14 protein-coding genes are annotated in these 19,881 nt (G+C 38.2%); 9 read left to right on the top strand and 5 right to left on the bottom strand.

Annotated features, from left to right (window positions below; translation table 11 throughout):
- Positions 1-278: 278 nt before the first annotated feature.
- From LQV47_RS08710 to LQV47_RS08700, 3 genes are all read right to left on the bottom strand, one after another.
- Entirely contained in the window at positions 279-1,205 is a 927-nt protein-coding gene (locus LQV47_RS08710; RefSeq protein ID WP_230035951.1) for a helix-turn-helix transcriptional regulator, read from the bottom strand.
- A 12-nt stretch (positions 1,206-1,217) separates the two neighbouring features.
- Complete coding sequence (locus tag LQV47_RS08705) at positions 1,218-2,069, bottom strand: NAD(P)H-binding protein (protein WP_230035949.1); 852 nt, start codon at positions 2,067-2,069, stop codon at positions 1,218-1,220.
- A gap of 310 nt (positions 2,070-2,379) precedes the next feature.
- Positions 2,380-3,948, bottom strand: a complete 1,569-nt coding sequence (locus LQV47_RS08700; protein WP_230035947.1) for a helix-turn-helix domain-containing protein — start codon at positions 3,946-3,948, stop codon at positions 2,380-2,382.
- A 570-nt stretch (positions 3,949-4,518) separates the two neighbouring features.
- Here LQV47_RS08700 and LQV47_RS08695 point away from each other — a divergent pair.
- From LQV47_RS08695 to LQV47_RS08670, 6 genes are all read left to right on the top strand, one after another.
- Positions 4,519-5,118: a hypothetical protein gene (locus LQV47_RS08695; protein ID WP_230035945.1), complete on the top strand. Its 600-nt coding sequence runs from the start codon at positions 4,519-4,521 to the stop codon at positions 5,116-5,118.
- Between the two features lie 369 nt (positions 5,119-5,487).
- Positions 5,488-6,012, top strand: a complete 525-nt coding sequence (locus LQV47_RS08690; protein WP_230035943.1) for a hypothetical protein — start codon at positions 5,488-5,490, stop codon at positions 6,010-6,012.
- Positions 6,013-6,237: 225 nt separating this feature from the next.
- On the top strand, positions 6,238-12,435 hold the full coding sequence (locus tag LQV47_RS08685; RefSeq protein ID WP_230035941.1) for a hypothetical protein: 6,198 nt from the start codon (positions 6,238-6,240) through the stop codon (positions 12,433-12,435).
- A 396-nt stretch (positions 12,436-12,831) separates the two neighbouring features.
- Positions 12,832-13,215 carry a hypothetical protein gene (locus tag LQV47_RS08680; protein ID WP_354960581.1) on the top strand — a complete coding sequence of 128 codons (384 nt, stop codon included), beginning with the start codon at positions 12,832-12,834 and terminating at the stop codon, positions 13,213-13,215.
- Positions 13,193-13,519, top strand: a complete 327-nt coding sequence (locus tag LQV47_RS08675; RefSeq protein ID WP_230035937.1) for a helix-turn-helix domain-containing protein — start codon at positions 13,193-13,195, stop codon at positions 13,517-13,519. Before LQV47_RS08680 ends, LQV47_RS08675 begins: the two co-directional genes overlap by 23 nt.
- 303 nt (positions 13,520-13,822) lie before the next feature.
- Positions 13,823-14,701 (top strand): DJ-1/PfpI family protein, encoded by an 879-nt coding sequence (locus LQV47_RS08670; protein ID WP_230035935.1) that lies wholly within the window; start codon positions 13,823-13,825, stop codon positions 14,699-14,701.
- Between the two features lie 98 nt (positions 14,702-14,799).
- On the opposite strand, the gene LQV47_RS08665 is transcribed toward LQV47_RS08670, so the two are convergent.
- Positions 14,800-16,023, bottom strand: coding sequence for a serine hydrolase domain-containing protein (locus LQV47_RS08665; protein ID WP_230035933.1), 1,224 nt, complete (start codon positions 16,021-16,023; stop codon positions 14,800-14,802).
- A 34-nt stretch (positions 16,024-16,057) separates the two neighbouring features.
- Positions 16,058-16,864, bottom strand: a complete 807-nt coding sequence (locus LQV47_RS08660; protein WP_230035931.1) for a class I SAM-dependent methyltransferase — start codon at positions 16,862-16,864, stop codon at positions 16,058-16,060.
- Between the two features lie 558 nt (positions 16,865-17,422).
- On the opposite strand from LQV47_RS08660, the gene LQV47_RS08655 reads away from it, so the two are divergent.
- From LQV47_RS08655 to LQV47_RS08645, 3 genes are all read left to right on the top strand, one after another.
- Positions 17,423-18,013 (top strand): TetR/AcrR family transcriptional regulator, encoded by a 591-nt coding sequence (locus LQV47_RS08655; RefSeq protein ID WP_230035929.1) that lies wholly within the window; start codon positions 17,423-17,425, stop codon positions 18,011-18,013.
- Positions 18,014-18,082: 69 nt separating this feature from the next.
- The gene (locus tag LQV47_RS08650) at positions 18,083-18,850 is read left to right on the top strand and encodes an SDR family NAD(P)-dependent oxidoreductase (RefSeq protein WP_230035927.1); all 768 of its coding nucleotides are present in this window, start codon (positions 18,083-18,085) and stop codon (positions 18,848-18,850) included.
- Between the two features lie 2 nt (positions 18,851-18,852).
- Entirely contained in the window at positions 18,853-19,851 is a 999-nt protein-coding gene (locus tag LQV47_RS08645) for an NADP-dependent oxidoreductase (RefSeq protein WP_230035925.1), read from the top strand.
- Positions 19,852-19,881 lie beyond the last annotated feature (30 nt).

The following is a 19,881-nucleotide window of genomic DNA, read 5'->3' as shown; positions in this document are numbered from 1 at the left end:
ACAAAATTGAATTGTAAAAGATACATCAAATTAATATAACTTTTATACAGATAATATATAGGAGAAGTGAGTATAAGCAGATAGAATACCTTAACAGATGAACTGTAGTGTTTGGTGATAACAGTGTACAATAGCTGCTTTAACAAATCAATGTTCCTTTTGTAAGAGATTCTCTAAAAACAGGCAACCTCTTTTAAAAGCCAGCCTTTACAAGAGAAATTCACCCTTCCGGCAGGCATTTTTACTATTTCTGTTTGCAGAAACACTGATTTTACTTTTCAGTTAAACGACTGCCTGAATTTTAAAGGAGAAACGTTTGCCTTGGCCTTGAAAAATTTACTGAATGATTGTACATGTTCAAACCCCAATTCATAGGCTATCTCGCTCATGGAGAGGTCAGTGGTAGATATTCTTTCTTTGGCTCTTTCCATTAGCTTGTTGTGGATGTGTTGCTGTGTATTTTGTCCGGTAAGTGTTCTGAGTAAGCTGCCTAAATAACCTGGCGAAACGTTCAATTTTTCGGCAACGTATTGAACTGTCGGCAAACCTTCTGAAATCAGATCCTCGTTCTTAAAGTAGCCTGTCAACAATTTTTCAAGACGTTCTAATAGCTGATGATTGGCCTTTTCTCTTGTAATGAACTGGCGGTTGTAAAAACGTTCAGAATAATTGAGCAGTGCTTCAACGTGGGAAATGATAATCCGTTTGCTAAACTTGTCAATATTGGCACCGTACTCTTGCCTGATACTTTCTATGATCCCATTGAGTGTTATTTCTTCCTTCTCTGATAACAGCAACGCTTCGTTTACTGAATAATCAAAAAAATCATACTGTTTTATGCTCTTTGCAAGTGGCGTATTCCAAATAAAATCAGGATGAATGAGCAAAATCCAGCCTGAAGATTCTGGAGCATCTTCTTTCTCACTGATTTCAATATTGAGAATCTGATCCGGTGACATGAAGAACAATACACCGTCGTCTTCAAAATCGTAATGCAGCTGCCCATATCTATACTTTACACCGGCCATCCTTTTCAACGCAATAAAATAAAAATCAAACACAGCATTCATAGTGCTTTGACCGGGCAATCCGATAAAATCATCTTTTGTTACTATACTGATCAGCGGATGTTCAGGTTTGGATAAACCCCGTAACCGATGAAATTCGCTGATTGATTTTATTCTGACTGGTTTTGTATCTTCCATATACAAAGGTAGTTATTGTTCATTGTATGCTTTTGCAAATTCCTCAGCAAAAGCTTTCAATTTCGTTTTTCCCAGTTCGGGTCTGTTTTTTAAATAATTCTCAAATGTTTTTCCGCTGTGTGTCTCGGCCTGCATTCTTACGAAATCATGGGCAAGCTGTTGTGGAAATCCAGATTGAATTAAGCCGTTTAACAGCTGCTCTTCCGGTAGTGCTATCCATTTCAGATCAGGTTTGCCAATAGCTTCGCCTAAAATTTTTGCGGCTTCATCACAGCTCAACTCTTCGCTCGCCACATAACGGACTTTTTTTCCCTGAAAAGGTGCAGTCAGTTCTTCAAAAGCCACCCCGGCAATATCATTGGGTGAAACAAATGCAATTTTATCATCTCCACCATAGCCGGACATCAGCGCATCATGTTCTTTTATGGTTTGGATATCATTGTAAAAATTGGTGTAAAAAAAGCCGGGACGTAGCTCGGTGACCGTTCTGTCTGATAGCTGATTAAGCAGCAGAGAATCACTCGTATCAGCCGCCCAACCGGTTAGAAATACAACTTTTTCAATTCCATTTTGCCTGATTGCTTGTACATAGTTGGTTTCAATTCTTTTAAAATAGGCTGCTTGGTCTTCTTCCATAAAATTGAAAGGGATCATACAATACACAGCATCTGCCCCTGCAAAGGCTGTTGTTAGAAAATTGATGTCTTCCAGTGACCCGATTGCCGCTTTGGCACCAATGGATTCAATTTCCTTTTGTTTGTCGGCTTTGCTGCTAATAACGGTTACCGAATGTCCTTCTGCAATCAACGCTATTGTAAGTGGCTTGCTGATATTGCCTAATGAGCCTGTTAAAACGATATTCATATACTTTCATTTTTGTTTATACAAAGGTGCAACACTGTCCAAAAACGGATGTAGCCAAAACGACTGTTTTTTAAGTCAAAATGAAAAGTCTTTGCAAGGAGTCAAATTTGTTTTGGCTGGTGGATCCAAGTGACTTTTCTTTCTACCGTTTTTATCAGTCGGCTCTTCTTTGCCATCGAATCCTTTGTGGTACAAGAGTTTTATTACCATTCCTGAAACGGGCGATATCCTATCTCAGAACCTACAAAAACTAAAAATCTTACCAGATCCTTGAAGTATATCATAAGTTAAATTGTAGGTAGGTTAAACATTATACAGAGACTTTCAGCTGTTCTACAAAATAAGAAGGAGTAAAACCTGTTTGCTGTTTAAAAGCATTGACAAAAACCTTTGGTGTAGCATAGCCGCATTCCTCCGCCAAATAGGTTATTTTATATTCCCTGTAAATTGGGTCTTCATAAAGCTTCTTAATGATATAGTTGATGCGAAGCTCGTTAATATAACTTGTGAAGTTATGGTTCTTATAGGTTTTTATCACTTCTGAAAGATATTTTGGATTGGTAGTAAGGCTATTGGCCATCCAGGTAAGACTCAAATCCTTTCGGAGATATTTCTTTGAAGCCTCAAATTTTTCAAGCTTAAGAAGTAATACCTTTACTGTTTCATCTATAATTGTAATTGAGGATTTTATTCCATTGCTTTTGTTATTCTTTTCCGAGGTCAATTCTATTTTATTGACCTCAGCTTCATGGTGTATTTTAGCGATCAGATCTTCATATTTTTCATGAATGATCTTATGGCTTCTTCTACGGTGTATCATCATTCCTCCGGTAATAAGGATAAGAACAGAAGAAGAAATAACAGCAATTCTCTGTATCTTTTTCTCGCCATTGATTTTAGTTTCTGAAATCATTTTTTTGACAGGAGCTTCTACGGCTTGCTTTTCTGCGGAATTAATACTGTCATTCAATTTTGAAAAAAGATCGAGATATTTTTGTGAGCGTGAATGATCACCAATTCCCAGATAAGATTTTGCCAATACCATATATCCTGCTCTCCGGTTATAAGGCATACTGTTGGACTTCTCCAAAGCCAGCATATTCTCTCCATATTCTATTGCTTTCCTGTAGTCTTTTTTCATCTGGTAAAACTCCTGAAGTGACTGATATAAATCTATTTTTGTATCAGGACGTATTTCCCCTTTAACTACATCAAGCTGTTTCAAAGCTTCCATAAAATAGAATTCAGACAGCCCGACATTTCTTCCTTTATTTTTGGAATCCCTGAAGTGAATCCCCAGGTTTATATTTACAGAGATCAGCATATCAACCTTTTTCTCTAAAGGAACATCTTTACTATTATCACTTATTTTCAAAACTTCTTCCCTGCTTTTTTCCAGATAATACAAAACCTTTTTATCTGACCGTTCCTGAAAATACGGAGTCATATTATAATAAATAAAAGAAGTCTCGTAATGTCTCTTATCAGTTTCAGCAATCAGTTTTGCATATTTCAATGCAGCATCATACTCTTTTAGACTCTCATCATATAAACCCAGATTTTCATATAATGTTGCTCTTGTACAATATAAAGTGGTTAATATTTTATAATTTTTCTGATGAACTGCCAGATCTCTGACTTGGTTTGATATTTTCAAAGCTTTTTTATAATCATACAATTGGGAATAGACCAACATTATATTTTGAATCGTATTCAGTTCTCCTTTTTCACATCCTACTGACTTGGCGATATCATTAGCCTTTTGAAGCAATCTGAGGGCTTCTTTACTTTTTCCGGTGCTGTTAACAGAAATTGCCTGATCTATTAATTGATCTATATTTTTATTTTCAGGACATAAAATTGTTTCTGCATTTGCCATGGAGAAAAAAAGAAAAAACAAAAAAGAGATAAAAATAGTGTGTAACCTTTGAAAAAACAGATGGCTGCCTTTCCAGACAAGGCAAGATATCCGCAAAGATAATTTTTCAGACATAATATTATATTTTATAATGAGTTTGTATTTTTCATGATCCTGACAGTCAGCAACGGGATCTCCTTTGTTTTAAATCTATGGATTTTCTTAGATGTATTTCAGTTTCTCAATAATGGTATCTCATGGATTCAGCATCTATCTGTTTTACATTTTGTGTGAATGCTTATAAAAATAAATATACTTTCTTCATTAATTCTATGAAATTAATTCTTTCATATTATTAATCACATTCATAATAATTATCATTTATGCAAATTTAATGAAATATATATCCCAAAAATTCAAATACCTAGTTGGGATTTTTTTAAACGCTGCATAAATAAAGCAATAAAACACAACCAACTGATTATCAATATAGAAAAATTGTAAAACAGATTAAACAGCATATGAAACTTTCTGAATTATTCCAGTATTAAGCTTGTGCAGACATTACGGTAGTCATAATATTGCACCAAAATGACAACCGATTCTGAAAATAACATGATGAACAAGCTCTTCTCTCTGCATTCAATTGGAGGGGGAAGATTTTTCTTATTCATCCTGTTAATACTCAACTTTCAGATCGTAAAGGCTGTTTGTAAGCATAGTGAAGATTATTCATCAGATGCTCCTTCGTCATCCGCTATTCTATTTATATCAGAGGGTACTGTAGTTTCAGGTAAGGAACAGGTATATATTGATCAACCGGCAAAAAAGAAGGTAAAGAAGAAGTACAAAAGAAAAAGTGTATTCATATCCGGCAAAAAAAAGCAAAATAAAGAGGAAAGCCTTTCTCAACCTGTTAAAAGCAGCAATAAAACCATATTAAGTTTCAGCAGAGATACCCAATCAGAGAAATCTTTAATGGCTGGTTCTGACAATGAAAAGCAAATCATAAGGCCCAATCAGCATATAATGAAGTTCCATTTATTGGGGTCTGAAAACAGCATGATTCTCCAAATCTATCTCTTAGATAGTTTTCTGAAAACAATCTATAGAAACCATGGCCTTTCAAATGTAAGGTTTCTAAAAAACTTTAACCGGCCTCCACCACTTCTATACATGGCTATCATGTAACAAAATCAGATAGCTTTTATTCAACGAAAATTTCCACGTCATTCATTCATATTCGCTGGCTCATCCGATGCGAACAGGTAAGATCATTTCTTACTGTCAATAAAAAAGTAATCAAAAAAAATTTAATGCAATAGCCTGCATCATGCTTTGTATTGTCAACCACAGATTGAAATCGGAAAAGAAGAACAGGACTACCAATAGACCTTCATTGGTAAGATTTCCAATCGTAATAAATCACGGAAGAATAATCATTGATATCTACAGAGCAGCAAGCACTACAATAATAAAAGACCACCATCCTGATACATCTTTTGGAAGGAAACCAATACCATGAAAGAAAACATTCCATTTATATAAATCTTAAAAATCATGAAAAAACAACTTTTGCCCATAGCAATTCTACTTGCTGTAACGGGTACTGTAAAGTCTCAGATTGCCATAGGAAAACCGACAGTAACCAATACTTCGGTGTCTCTGGAATTTGCAGATACAGAAAACCGGGGACTGATACTTCCCTATGTAGAAACGAAAACAGGAATTACAGACAACGGCACCATCATTTATGATACCACCGACTACAAAGTAAAATACCTGAAGGACTCCGGTATGTGGACTGATTTAAGTGTCGACAACACCGGAACAGCCAATATTTTGATCCAGACTAACAAAACGGAATCTACGACCGCAAAATCAGTCATCGGATCAGCAGCTGCCACAGACAGTACACCCGGAATGTTGGTTTTATCCGATACCGACAAGGCGATGATATTACCCAAAGTGGCCAGTCCACACCTCAACATTATCGACCCTGCTCCCGGAATGATGGCTTATGACACCATTAAACGACAACTTGCTGTATATAATGGCACAGTCTGGACTTTCTGGAAACCTTAAATAATTAAAATATGGAAAAAATACACTTTTATTAATCCCAACTTTTATAAATACGGCTGCTTGCAATCAAGTAGGTATTAATAGCAAGTCTTCAAAGGCTGTATTGGAAATCGGCAATTCTTATCGATTTCCTCTAATGCTTCAGTCGTAAAAGCCGTAGTCCTATTTATAAAATATCACATTACAAAACACATTTGTCGGAAATCCGGCTAAAACTATTAAATCATGAAAAAACAAATCGTCTTTTTCTTCATATTCCTCATTATGGGCAATATGATGATTTTGGCACAAAACTGCAACATCAATGCAGGAGCCAACACCGTCATTTGTGGCACATCTGCCAATCTATCGGGGAGCCCCGGGGGAAGCACACTTGGAAATCCATTATGGACCCTTGTATCTAAACCTTCCGGTGCACCAGACCCGATTATCGTAACCCCTACAGGTTATAATACCAATGTCACAGGAATGACCTCCCCGGGAAATTATGTATTCCAGATTGCACAGAACTGTACTACAGGAACAGCAGCCTCACAGGTAACCATTACGGCACCGGGAGCTGTGTCTACCTTCACTGCAGGGCCTGACATCACTAATGTTTCTGCAAGTACCGGCACTGCAACCTTAAATGCAGTAATACCGGCAGGATATACGGCTTCGTGGACGTATTACAACATCTATAATAAAGAATATTATGGTCAGAACACCACCACGAATGCCACCATGTCTAATGCGACAACGGCAAGTCCTACCCTGACCCTTATAAAGAAAGCTAATCATGACATTGATCCGGCTTATCGTGCTGTTTTAAGGATAACATCCGTCAACAATCCGAACTGCTGGTACGAAGATGACGCCATTGTAAGGTTCATTCCCAATCCACAAATCAGTCTTTCGGCAACCCACAACAGATGCTATTCATCAACAGAAACCAACCGGTATATCAGCTTGAGTGGAACCTCACCAATGTTTGCAAGCAATACGGCGAATTCATCCGGAAACCCCACATTTGGGACAACAGTTACCTTAAATGTTATCAGCCAGCCGGCAGGAGGAAATATTTCATTTTATCAAATAAGGAATGATTCAGTCTACTTCAATGGTGTAAATGTTACAGGTAGCTATGTATTCACCATGACCATAACAAATGCAAACGGAACTTATACAACCCCTCAGATAACCTACAACTACAACGGAACAGATCCAAAGTTAGTCAGTTTTATTGATTCCTCATATCCTGAGCAGATGATGGTGTACTCTTCAGGTGGCAGTGGAGGTGCAGTATATTGCAATATGGTGGGTAAAACAACCCCTATCACATTTTATTTTAAGATTGATCCTTCGAATCAAGCATCCATAACCACTACAGTCAATAATTCAGGAATTACACCTCCTGGAGGAAATCCTACCCTGGTTTTGAACGGAGCAGGCACAATGAATAGAAATGTCATTGTAACTCCTCCTTCCGGAGGATGGAGAGCTGGGACTTATATTGTGGGATTATCTATAGGTGATGGCCTATGCAAGACCTCTCAGTCCTATTATATCCATATTTCAGATGGCAGCCGTCCGAATGTGTCTGTACCTAATACTACAATATGCTATTCAGGATCTGGTGTTGTGACGGCAACGGTTCCTTTACCTGCTGTATATCAGGGAGCAGTCAACAGCAGCTATCTTCAGGGATTTTCCGGCAGATATGATTTCACTTTGGTTTCCAAACCAGCCGGGGCTGCCAATCCTGTTTATGAATCCGGTAATCTCAGAACATTTACCAATACTTCTACCACGATAAGTAACCTGGATAAGCAGGGAGAATATATATTCAAGATAAAGGCCGTTCCTGGTGCAGGAGGAGTGGATCCCAGATTCCTTGATAAAGAATATGCCTGCTCAGGATCTTCCTTAGAAGGAACATTTTCAATATTCGTATCCGCACAGGTGGGTGCTAATGCAGGATCTGCTCAAACTTTGATAGGAGCAACACAAACCTCTTTTAATGCAAATAATCCGGAAGTTGCTGCTACAGGTGCCTGGACACTGTTAACAAAACCTGTTGGGGCTACCGATCCGGTAATTGTAACACCATCGGCATACAATACCAATGTTACAGGATTTAATTCTCCGGGTACCTATACCTTCAGATGGACAGTAACTACAGGTACCTGTACCAGCACAAGCGACTTGACGGTAAATGTTATAAATGCAGTTGCCGGAGGAGTTTACGGAGCAGATTTCTGGGTAAAATCGGATGATGCGGGGACTATTACCACAGCATGGAAAGACCAGTCTGCCAATGCAGACAATATCCCCAATGTAGGAGGAATAACGCTGTCTCCTGCAGACAGGGCACACAACTTCCATCCTTATACGACGGGATATTCTGCTTCAAAATACTTTTATAATACCAATAGTGTACTCAATACGACTAACGTTTATACGGACCCATCAATGAGAAGTTCGGTATCTGTTTTCTCGGCAGTAAGACCTACATCTACGAACGGAACAGGTCGTATTACAGGAATTGACGATGATGCGAATGCATCTGAACCAGGCATTTCTATTAATTCAGGAATACCTCATTTGTACAAATATTTTGGAAATGGCGGAGCTCAGGCAAATAGTAACACAATGAGTGCTGCTAATGCGTTTACGACAAATAAGAGCTCAGTATTCTCTGCAATTCAAGATCAGGCACTTAATTCGGGAAGAGGAGAAAGAAGACTTGGGTTAGACGGAATCTACGAAGCCTTTAATTTGGGCAGTACAACAAATACCTTTAATGTGCTTGGAAAACACTTAAGAATAGGACATGCCGGCTGGGATTCTCCAGGCGCTTTTCCTGGTGACATCATGGAAGTCCTGTGGTTCAAAAGAGCACTTACACCTGACGAGCAATCAAGAGTAAACTCTTACCTTGCTGTAAAGAATGGTACTACATTAAACGAAAATTACCTTTCTACAATCAGCAGTGTAGTATGGGACAGAACTAATAATGCAGGTTATAATAATAATATCTTCGGTATTGCAAGAGATAATATTACAGCATTGCATCAGAAACAGTCCGGAAGTACAAATATTGGACAGAAGCTTGTAATTTCCACTACCGGATTTGCAGACAGTAACAGTGCAAATGCAACAGGCTTAGCCAACGATTTACAATTCCTTCTTACAGGAGATAATGGTTTAAATCAAAGCCTTACAACGCCATTGAGTTACACTGCTGGTTCTAACGGGGCAACTAACTACCGTTTTGAATCAATCTGGAAAGTACAAAATACAAACACTGTTGGAACTGTAACAGTTGCATGGCCTAAGGGCGTGAAAAACCTGTATTTAGTACAGTCATCTGATGCAGCCTTCGATGGTACAGATACTTTTACACCGATGGCCACAGAAGTGACTGTAAATGGTGTAGTGTACAACACAGCAAATGTAACTTTACCAAACGGGCAATTCTTCACATTTGCAGGTTTTGCACAGGCTCCGGGAGGAGTTATGGGTCCTGATTTCTGGGTAAAATCGGATGATGCCGGGGCCATTGCCACAGCATGGAAAGACCAGTCTGCCAATGCAGACAATATCCCCAATGTAGGAGGAGTAACTTTATCACCGGCAGACAGAAACCATAATTTCTATCCGTTTACTACGGGATATACCACTTCTAAACTCTTTTATAATTCTGCTTCGGTAATGAATCCTTTGGGTAATGTTGAACTGCCTGGTTCCAATCCATCTATTTTCTCAGCTGTAAGACCAACAGCAGCCAACGGAACCGGACGTATTACAGGAATCGATGATGATACAAATGCTTCCGAACCTGGTATTTCGATTGCCAATGGAAAACCCAGACAGTATGAATATTTCAATACAACAACGTCCTCAGATTTTTCTGCAGCCTTCAACACCGGGGTTTCCAATGTATTTTCAGCAATTGCCAATAATACGGTAGCCAATGGTGGTACTTCCTCAATTGCCGGAGGAGAAAAGAGATTAGGCTTAAATGGCTCCTATGAATCTTTTTCCGGTTTTGCTACAGGTAACAAATTCCAGATCTACGGTACAAATCTGCGGATAGGTCATGCAGGATGGGATGCTCCCGGTGCTTTCCCGGGTGACATCATGGAAGTGATCTGGTACAAACGTACCTTAACCGCCAATGAACAGTCCAGAGTGAACTCTTATCTTGCGGTAAAGAATGGAGTAACCCTGAATGAGGATTACCTTTCTACCAATAATGATGTAGTATGGGACAAAACCATCAATACCGGTTATAACAACAATATTTTCGGTATTGCAAAAGATGAGGTTACCGTATTGAACCAGAAACAATCAGGAAGTGTTAATACTGGACAAAAGCTCGTTATCTCAACAACAGGGTTTGCAGACAATAATGCTGCCAACACTACTGATTTACCAAACAATCAGCAATTCCTGATGGTCGGAGATAACAATCTGAAGCAAGGGCTGAAAACGCCACTGGTATATACCGGCGGTGCCCATGGAGAAACTAATTTCCGCTTCGAATCGGTTTGGAAGACACAGAACACAGGAAATGTAGGACAGGTAACCGTTGCCTGGCCAAAGGGAATCAAAAACTTATATCTGGTACAATCTTCAGACGAAACGTTTGATACAACGGATAGTTTTACCCCAATGACAACGGAAATTACCATCAATGGAGTGATCTATGAAACAGCCAATGTAACATTAAGCAATGGGCAGTTTTTCACTTTTGCAGGTTTTGGACTTGCTCCGGGTGGAGTTGTGAATAATCTTTCTTATTGGTACCGAGCTGATAAAGATGCCATTAACACAGGAGATGGAACAGATATTACGGCATGGACAGACCAGTTCTCAGGGACCACTTCAGGACAGTTGGGAACCAATGCCCTACCAAAATTCAAGGTGGGCGGTGCCAATTATTTCAACTTCAACCCGGGAGCTAACTTTACAGCAGGAACACAAACTCTTGGTAATATCAATGTCCGAACATTTTCCGAAGATTCTTATGATGTATTTACATTAACTAAAGAAGGTATGACCAGCGGAGGTTCTCACTCTAGTATCTTCAGGTCTCTTGTGGATAATGCATTGCTTACCGGAGATATCCGCAGATGGGATGGACTGGGTATAGTAATGGATAACAGAATAGAACGACTTTCTAATACAGGTGGAAATACTGATTATTATGGAAGTCCGGCAGGAGCATTTTCCACAACAATCCCAAGTATAATGTACCATACGTTTACAGCACTTACAACGACTAAGGCTCTTAACGGAAGTGCTAATTTTGCAACAACCAACCATGCAGGAACTGGTGTAAGGAACCTGAATGGAGGACATTTATTCGGTGATTCCCAATTTGGAGGTAATGGCAGTGATAACCGTGGGTTCATAGGTAATTTAGGTGAAACCATTATCTACGGTTCCGGTAATCTTACACCGGCCGAACGTAGAAGAGTTGATTCCTATCTTGCCATCAAGTATGGTATTACGCTGGGACAGGTTAATACTGATCATTATCTGGATACAGATGGAAATACAGTATGGAACGGAGCAGCCAATACCACGTTCAATAATAATATCTTTGGAATATCTCGTGATGATGTTGAAATGCTGGAACAAAAAGTATCGAAAAGTGTCAATGCAGGAACAATTCTCACCGTTGCCACAATCAATGACTTTGCTTCTGCCAATCAACTTGCAGCGCGAACAGGATTTGCAAATGATAAAACATACTTCCTCCTTGGAGACAACAATATTACAGCAACACCGCTTGTCACCACTACGATTGCCGGAAATACAATGAAGAGAATCCAGAGAATATGGCTTTCTCAACGTTCAAATACTCCGGACGCCTTATATTTTGAAGCCGACCTCTCTGCCTACGGAACTACTTTCTCCGCAGGAAACAACATCCAGATGATTGTAGCAGATGATGAAGCTTTTACAACGAACGTAAAAACAATTACTGGAATATTTACAGGTGGAAGATGGGTATTCATTAATGATTTCAACCCAGATAGTGCTTTAAGGTACATTACATTTGCTGAAGGACAAACCTATTGCTATAAACCTGGAGCTACTGCTACTGCCGGTAATCCTGCCTTATCTACAAAAGTGGGAATTACTTCTCTTGGAAGAGCCGGAGCTGAAAGTACAGACAACTGGCCTATGGTAAGAAAAGGTGGCTGGCTGGCTTTGGAAGCAAAAACAAAAGGTTTTGCTCCGAACAGGGTTAAGTTCAATGCATCCAATCAACCTGTTGCTGCTGATGGGGTAACTCCTGTCATTACAGCTCCGGTAGAAGGTATGATGGTGTACGATACCACCAATAAATGTATGAAGATTTACACTCTTAAGGAAGGTGATGCATCCATGGCTTGGCACTGCATATCTACACAGACTTGCCCTGACTAACAAGAAGCAAGCTTTATCATTGATAGCTCCTTAGCTCCGGGAAGTAGGTACGGAACAGAGCTAAGGCTATCAATTTTAAATCAGTCTATTACAAAATGAAATGAATGATGATACACTATAAACAATACTACATGAATGATGCGGAATTGCATATACTTATAACACTTTAGGCTCTGAAATCAGATAATGACAAAAAAACGGTAATAATACCCTATCAACAATATTTTAAGTAAGGCATTTATGGAGCAATATCATCCAACTATTGAAATGTCCTTCTCTTTCCTTTTAAAAGAAATACTGCTTATGAATTCAAATTTTAGAAATATTCATATTGGAAAGTTCATACAACTACGGGTTAAGGAAAACAACATTGACTTACCTCGTATCTGCAACTTTATGAAATGTACAGAAATTGAAATCAACGAAATGTACATGCAGGAAGATCTATCCACTAATAATTTATTGAGATGGAGCAAACTGCTTGAATATGATTTCTTCAGACTATATTCCCAACATCTGATCCTCTATGCCCCACCTTCTGCTTCAATCCGGGAATCCAATGTTTCAAAACTTCCCCGTTTCCGGAAGAATATCTATACTCAGGAAATGATAGACTTTATTTTGGAACTCATAGAGAAGCAAGAAAAGACCAAGCGCCAAATTACGGATGAATACGGTATCCCGTATACCACCTTATGCAAGTGGATAGCAAAACATAATACCATAATAAATAACAGCATCAAATCAGAAATCAGAAATGAAAAAACAGAATCAACCTAATTATAAACTGATCTATTCAGACATTATTGAGCAAAAATACCCACATAAGAAAGCAGAATGCGAAAAATTATTAGAAAAAAAAATGCTTTCCGCCTTAGATATCCTGGAACTGAATAACAGAATATTTGGTACCAAAGACCAAGATCTAAAAAAAATGAATCAAAAACTTCGTTCTTATAATGAAACAGATATTTTACGCATCCTCGATTACCAAAAAAATCATAGAATAAATAACCTTCAGGTAGCCAAACATTTTGGATTGAGCAGAAATACAATGACCAAATGGCGAAGGATTTATCAATAACAAACGAAACGTTTTATAGGATTACTGAAATTAATAAAGGAGCTCTTTCAAAGCTCCTTTATTGTAAAATGATTGATATAGTTATCTTACTATTAAATAGGGATCTTTAATATTCAGTACTTGGTGAAACCAATGATTGCATCAAAAAAGTATTTTTTTTGAGAACAGCATAGTTTTTGACATTGTTATATTTTAAAAAAGATTAAAAAAATGTACAGCAATAGTATATGATAAGCTGTTGAAATTATATTAATTATTGGTTGTTATAAAAAATGCTAATTACTAATCATAAATTTTATTACTATGTCATTATTTTCAAACGATTTGAGCAAAGAGCCTGTATTTGACGGCATTGGTTACGAACCGTCATTCTTTTCAAGAAAAGCGATGGTATCTTCAAAAACAGATTACAGTAAAAAATCCTATAGCGATGGCAATACGGATCCAACAAAAAAGATTCTTGTTGTATGTACCGAGGAACGCTATATGACAATGAAAAATGGTAAGAAATTCTCTACAGGTAATCATCCGGTAGAAACACTTGTCCCGATCCTCCACTTTGAAGAGGCTGGGTATGAAGTTGAATTTTGTACGCCAACAGGACACTCTGTAAAATTTGAAATGTGGGCGATGCCCTATGAAGATGAGGATATTGGTAAGATTCTCGAAAAGTATAATTCACAATTAGCAAGTCCCAAAAGTCTGAAAGACTTCGTTGCCAGCAATATGAAGTCTGATGCTGAGTATGTGGCTGTTTTTATTCCTGGTGGACATGGTGCAATGCTAGGATTACCGGAAAACGAAGATCTTAAAAAACTCATCAAATGGGTAGCTGCTGAAGATAAATATCTATTGGCTATCTGCCACGGGCCGGCAGCAATGCTGAGTGCCGCAACTAATGGCAGCGGGACAGATTTTCCTTATAAAGGATATAAAATCAATTCATTTCCTGATGAAATGGACCTTACTTTACCGGAAAGCGGTTATCAGCCGGGAGAAATGCCTTGGTTTTACGGCCAAAAGCTTAAAGAACTTGGCATAGAAATTTTAAATAAGGAAATTGCAGGAGATTGCCACGTTGATAGAAAGCTGATTACGGGAGACAGTCCACTGGCAGCCGATGAATTTGGTAAAGTCTGTGTAAGGGAACTTCTTGCCAATGAAAAATCAAAATTGACATAAGCATAGATTAGCTTTTACTTTTAACAGCTAATCCAATACTGTTAAAATTCAAATATTAAATTATAAACGGCATCCTTTGAAGATGCCGTTTTACATTCTTACTTTTTAGATATATTATATGGCGTAAAACGATCCCATTCCCAAGGTGTAAAGGTATCGCCAATCAATTTTTCCAGCAATTCCTTAAATATTCGTTCACCATTTCCACTATTACACATTATTACGATAGCTATTTTCTTTTCAGGGAAGCTAATACTGTAATTACGCCAGCAGTCATCATGACCGCCTTTGAAAAATGCCTTTCCATAAGGTGTATTGATAACGCCTAAGCCTAAGCCATATGACAGGTTAATTTTATCATCGCGATGCGTAGTTTCATCGAGCATGGTTGGAAATTCATATAGTGAGCGGATACGAACCTGTGGCTTTACCATTTCCTTAAAAGTTTTAGCGCTCAGTCCTTCCCGACGCAGGACATACGAAATAAAGCGAGAATAATCACTTATGGTAGTAAGCATCGATCCAGCTCCGACTGCCTTTCGTGAACGGACTTTACCGCCAGCGTTTCCGTCTTCATCATAACCAATGGCAGAATTTGTTTCAAATTCAGTGCGCCAGAGATAACTGGTTCTGTTCATTTTAGCTGGCACAAATAGTTCCTCACGTGCTAAAGTTTCAAGATCTTTTCCCAGATATACTTCCTCAATGCGCTGCAGCAGTTTGAAACCTTCACCGGAATAAGCATAGCGGCTTCCCGGCTCAAAATATAATCTGTTTACCAGCGTGGTATCCCGTATTCCGGTCTTAACATTCATCCACCAAACATTCGGTAAACCTGTGGTGTGGCTCAAGCACATTCTCGGGGTAATTTTCTTCCAGCGTTCATCCTTTTCGAGCTCCTCATAGTTACCGTATTCCCTCAGCGGCTTTTTTAAGTAGTTAAACAAAGGTTTATCCAGATCAATAAGACCTTTCTCTGCCAGCCTCATATTGATATAGGCGAAAACAGCTTTACTGAAAGAAGCACCGTACATCACCGTGCTTGTATCCAATGGGATATTCTTTTCTTTATCTTTGAAGCCGTAGGCTTTCTGATACGTTACCCGGTTATTGTTTATTACAGCAAGCCCCAGCCCTTCGACCTTTGCAGCTGTCATCAAATGTTTAACAGTACTGTCAATCTGTGAAACGGTCAATGAAGTTCCATCGAGACGTTTGATCGATCTGGTTTGTCCTAAAGCTGTTGTGTTTTTTACGCACATCAGCAGAATTATAAGAGTTTTAATGCAAACGGATTTCTTTTGTAAATTAAGTATTTCCATACACATAAATTTTTAAGATTTATACTTATTAGTTTTATTTTTTTTCTGCCAACATGATATGGGGACTGAAACATAGCAGCTCCCGGTCCTGTTCCGTTAATTTAATCAATTCCAGAAGTTTATTTCTTTTCGTCATTTCTGCCCAGCTTTCAAAAAAATTACCGTCCAGCCAGGCAATTCCCTCTACAGGCAATACATCGAGCTGTTCAAATCCAGCCATTTCAAACTCCTCAATTAAGTCAGAGGGCCGATGACAGAAGCCTTTCGGAAGCATTAACGGATAATTTTCCGGCGGGAAGTGATCACCGGACTGTAGTTCGCTAATGCACATAGCAAAGAGCTTTTGATCATGGATAAGCCCACTTTGTAGAGCAGCTATTGCGGATGCCGAATGCGTTATGGCAAAACCCAAAAGAACGCCCCCTTTTTTTAATATTCTTCCCGCTTCTTTAAGTGCAGCCAGACGTTCATCTAACTGTTGTAAATGATAGAGAGGTCCATGAAGAAGGACCAGTTCCTGGCTTAAATCTGATAAAGGTAAATTACGGGCCTCCCCATGTAGACATGTAAACTGAAAACCGCGCGCTGAGCGCTTTTTTGCCTGTTCAATATGCTTTTTTACAGGGTCAATTAAAGTTACGCTATGCCCCATTCCCGCAAGCCACTGCGCATAATGGCCGGTGCCTCCGCCGATATCTGCAATGTGAGATGATTTATTGAGGTAACAGTTGATTAATATTTTAGTACGTTCAAATTCTAACGGACCTAAGCCGGTCGAAAGTCTATTTTCTTCTTGCCTTTTAGTGTAAAAGCTATCGATTGAAGGATCTATAAGATTCATATTGTTTCATTAAAATTAATACAGAATTTGTTGACCAGTCCTGGAAAAGGCCGGCAATAATGACGTCGAATGCGTCTGAATACTATTTAAGAAACAATTTTGATACTGTAAATATAAAAATTTCAAGTGTATGGAAATCATCATTTGTAATAATTTCTTATTTTTTGTATTACCCTTCTTAATGTCATAAAAAATAGCTTCTGAAAATTTTGAAAAGATTGAGGTTCTCTGCAACATTCCAAAAAACCTGTTTGTGCCCAAAATGCCCTGCTCTGGGGGTAGGCAAGGTAAACTTACAAGTCAGATTAATCATTTAGTAATTTATTATTCTCTATGTGAATTTTACGGAAAATACCTAAATACAGCCTTCAATATGACATTCAGAAATATTGAATATTTTTTATATACTCTAACTCATTCAGCTATTACCTAAAATGATCCTTTAGTCTTGCGTCTACAAATTTTTCATGGCATCATAAAAGAACAGAGCCACATTTATTCACGAATATTAATAACTTAATATACTTTTTAGTATATTTGCTTCATAATTCAATATCAATGTTGACCAAAGCTGAAAAAACAAAACAATTTATCCTGGAAACAGCTGTACCTCTTTACAACAAAAAAGGTATCTCGGGAGTGAATATTGACGATGTATTAGAAGAAACGAAACTAACCAAAGGCTGTCTCTATGGTCATTTCGAAAATAAAGATGACCTTACTACACAGGTGGTTGAATTAATGCTGAAAAAGATTTCCGATAAAATACATTTGGCAGTTTCAAATTCGAAAACGGCTAAAGCGAAAATTTCCGCATTCCTGGATTTTTACAAAGATCCTATAAATACTTATATTTCGGGTGGGTGCCCTATCTTCAATACAGCGGTAGAAGCAGATGATAATTTTCCGGCTATTAAACAAAAGATAGCAACATTAATCAGGCTTGGACAAGAGGAACTTAGTTCTATTTTAAGAGAAGGAATTGACAACGGTGAGTATTCTTCCAGGCTCGATCCTGTTGTTTTTGCATTTAAATTGGTAGCTTCTGTAGAAGGCGGTATTGTGATGTGCCGAACGATGGATACCATGAAACCTATGCAATCACTGATCAAAAATCTAAAAGCAGAATTAGAGCAATACACTTTATAATTTTTTTTAATAAAAAATAGACTAAAAAGTATATTTTAGAACATATTTAATAACATAAAAAATTTAGAAATGAACTTAAAAGGAAAAACCATCCTGATTACCGGAGGCGCATCAGGCATCGGATTTGAAGCGGCCAAAAAATTTTTAGCTATTGGTGCTAAAGTGATTATTACCGGGAGAAATCAGGCAAAGCTCGATGCTGCCAAAAAAGAACTCCCATCCATCATTACCATACAAAGTGATGCCGGAAAAGAAGCTGATGCCCAGGCTCTTTTAAATACTGTGAAAGTATTAGGAGGAATTGACATCTTATACAATAATGCGGGGGTTCTGGTACCACCCTTGAACCTGGGTATCCCCAATGCTAAGCATCTTGAAGGTGCGGCTTACGAAATGGAAGTGAATTATCTTGGTGTCATCAGGCTTAATAATATATTTCTGGATATGCTTACATCCAGAAATGAGGCTGCAATCATTAATACTACATCCATCTTAAGTATGACGCCTTCGTTGATTGAGGCAACTTACTCTTCCTCTAAAACAGCATTGGCATTTTATACGGTATCACTTCGTGAACATTTAAGGATTATCGGCAGCAAGGTGAAAATTTTTGAACTGATCCCTCCCCTTGTAGCCACCGAAATGACTGCAGATAGAAATGATAAAAAAATAAGCTCCCAAGAGATGGTCAAGGGACTGATCAATGGCTTGTCAAAAAATCATTACACAATTCGCGTGGGTGACTCAAAAATCTTTAATTTTATCAATAGATTTTTCCCGGGAATTGCATTTAATATCATTAATCCAAAACAGAATCATCAACTTTTAAAAAATTGAAAATGAAAGCATACATTATAAAAAAATACACGAAAGACGGTCTTCAGCTTGCGGATGTTCCGATGCCAAAAGCCGGTGACAATGATGTTTTGGTAGAGGTTCATTCAGCGAGTTTAAATCTTCTGGATTCTAAAATTAAAAAAGGAGAATTTAAACTGTTGCTGCCATACAAATTCCCATTGATATTGGGTCATGATGTTGCAGGAATAGTTACACAGGTTGGGAAGAAAGTAAGTAAATTTAAAGTTGGTGATGAGGTCTACTCAAGGGTGCAGGATTTCCGTATCGGAACTTTCGCAGAATATATTGCCATCAACGAAAGTGATGTGGCGCTTAAACCAAAAAACCTAACGATGGAGGAATCTGCCTCTATTCCATTAGTAGCACTCACTGCGTGGCAGGCATTAGTTGAAAATGCAAATTTAAAGAAAGGACAGAAAGTATTCATCCAGGCAGGATCAGGTGGTGTGGGAACTATAGCGATTCAACTTGCCAAATATTTTGGAGCTACTGTTGCCACTACCGCTAGTACAAAAAGTTTCGAACTATTGAAAAGCTTGGGAGCAGATGTTGTGATTGATTACAAAACACAGGATTTTGAAACGATGCTTAAAGATTACGATGTTGTTCTCAATAGCCAGGATAATAAAACATTAGAAAAATCAATCAGCATATTGAAACCAGGCGGTAAGGTCATTTCTATCTCGGGTCCGCCAACGCCAGAGTTTGCAAACGAAATAGGATTGCCCTGGTATTTGAAGATTGTATTGTCATTACTCAGTTTAGGGATCAGAAAAAAAGCAAAAAAACAGCATGTCGATTTCTTTTTCCTCTTTATGAGAGCAAATGGGAGCCAGCTTGACAAAATAACCCAACTAATTGAAGCTGATGTCATCAAGCCTGTGATTGACAAGATCTATACTTTTGAACAGACCCCTGACGCTTTGAAATATGTTGAAAGTGGACGCGCGAAAGGAAAGGTTGTGATCAAAGTAAAGTGACTCTAGCCGGAAAAGGAAAAATCAACTTGA

It is taken from the genome of Chryseobacterium sp. Bi04 (genome assembly GCF_918698085.1).
Classification (GTDB): Bacteria; Bacteroidota; Bacteroidia; order Flavobacteriales; family Weeksellaceae; genus Chryseobacterium.
This window is presented reverse-complemented; position numbering and strand designations above follow the sequence as displayed.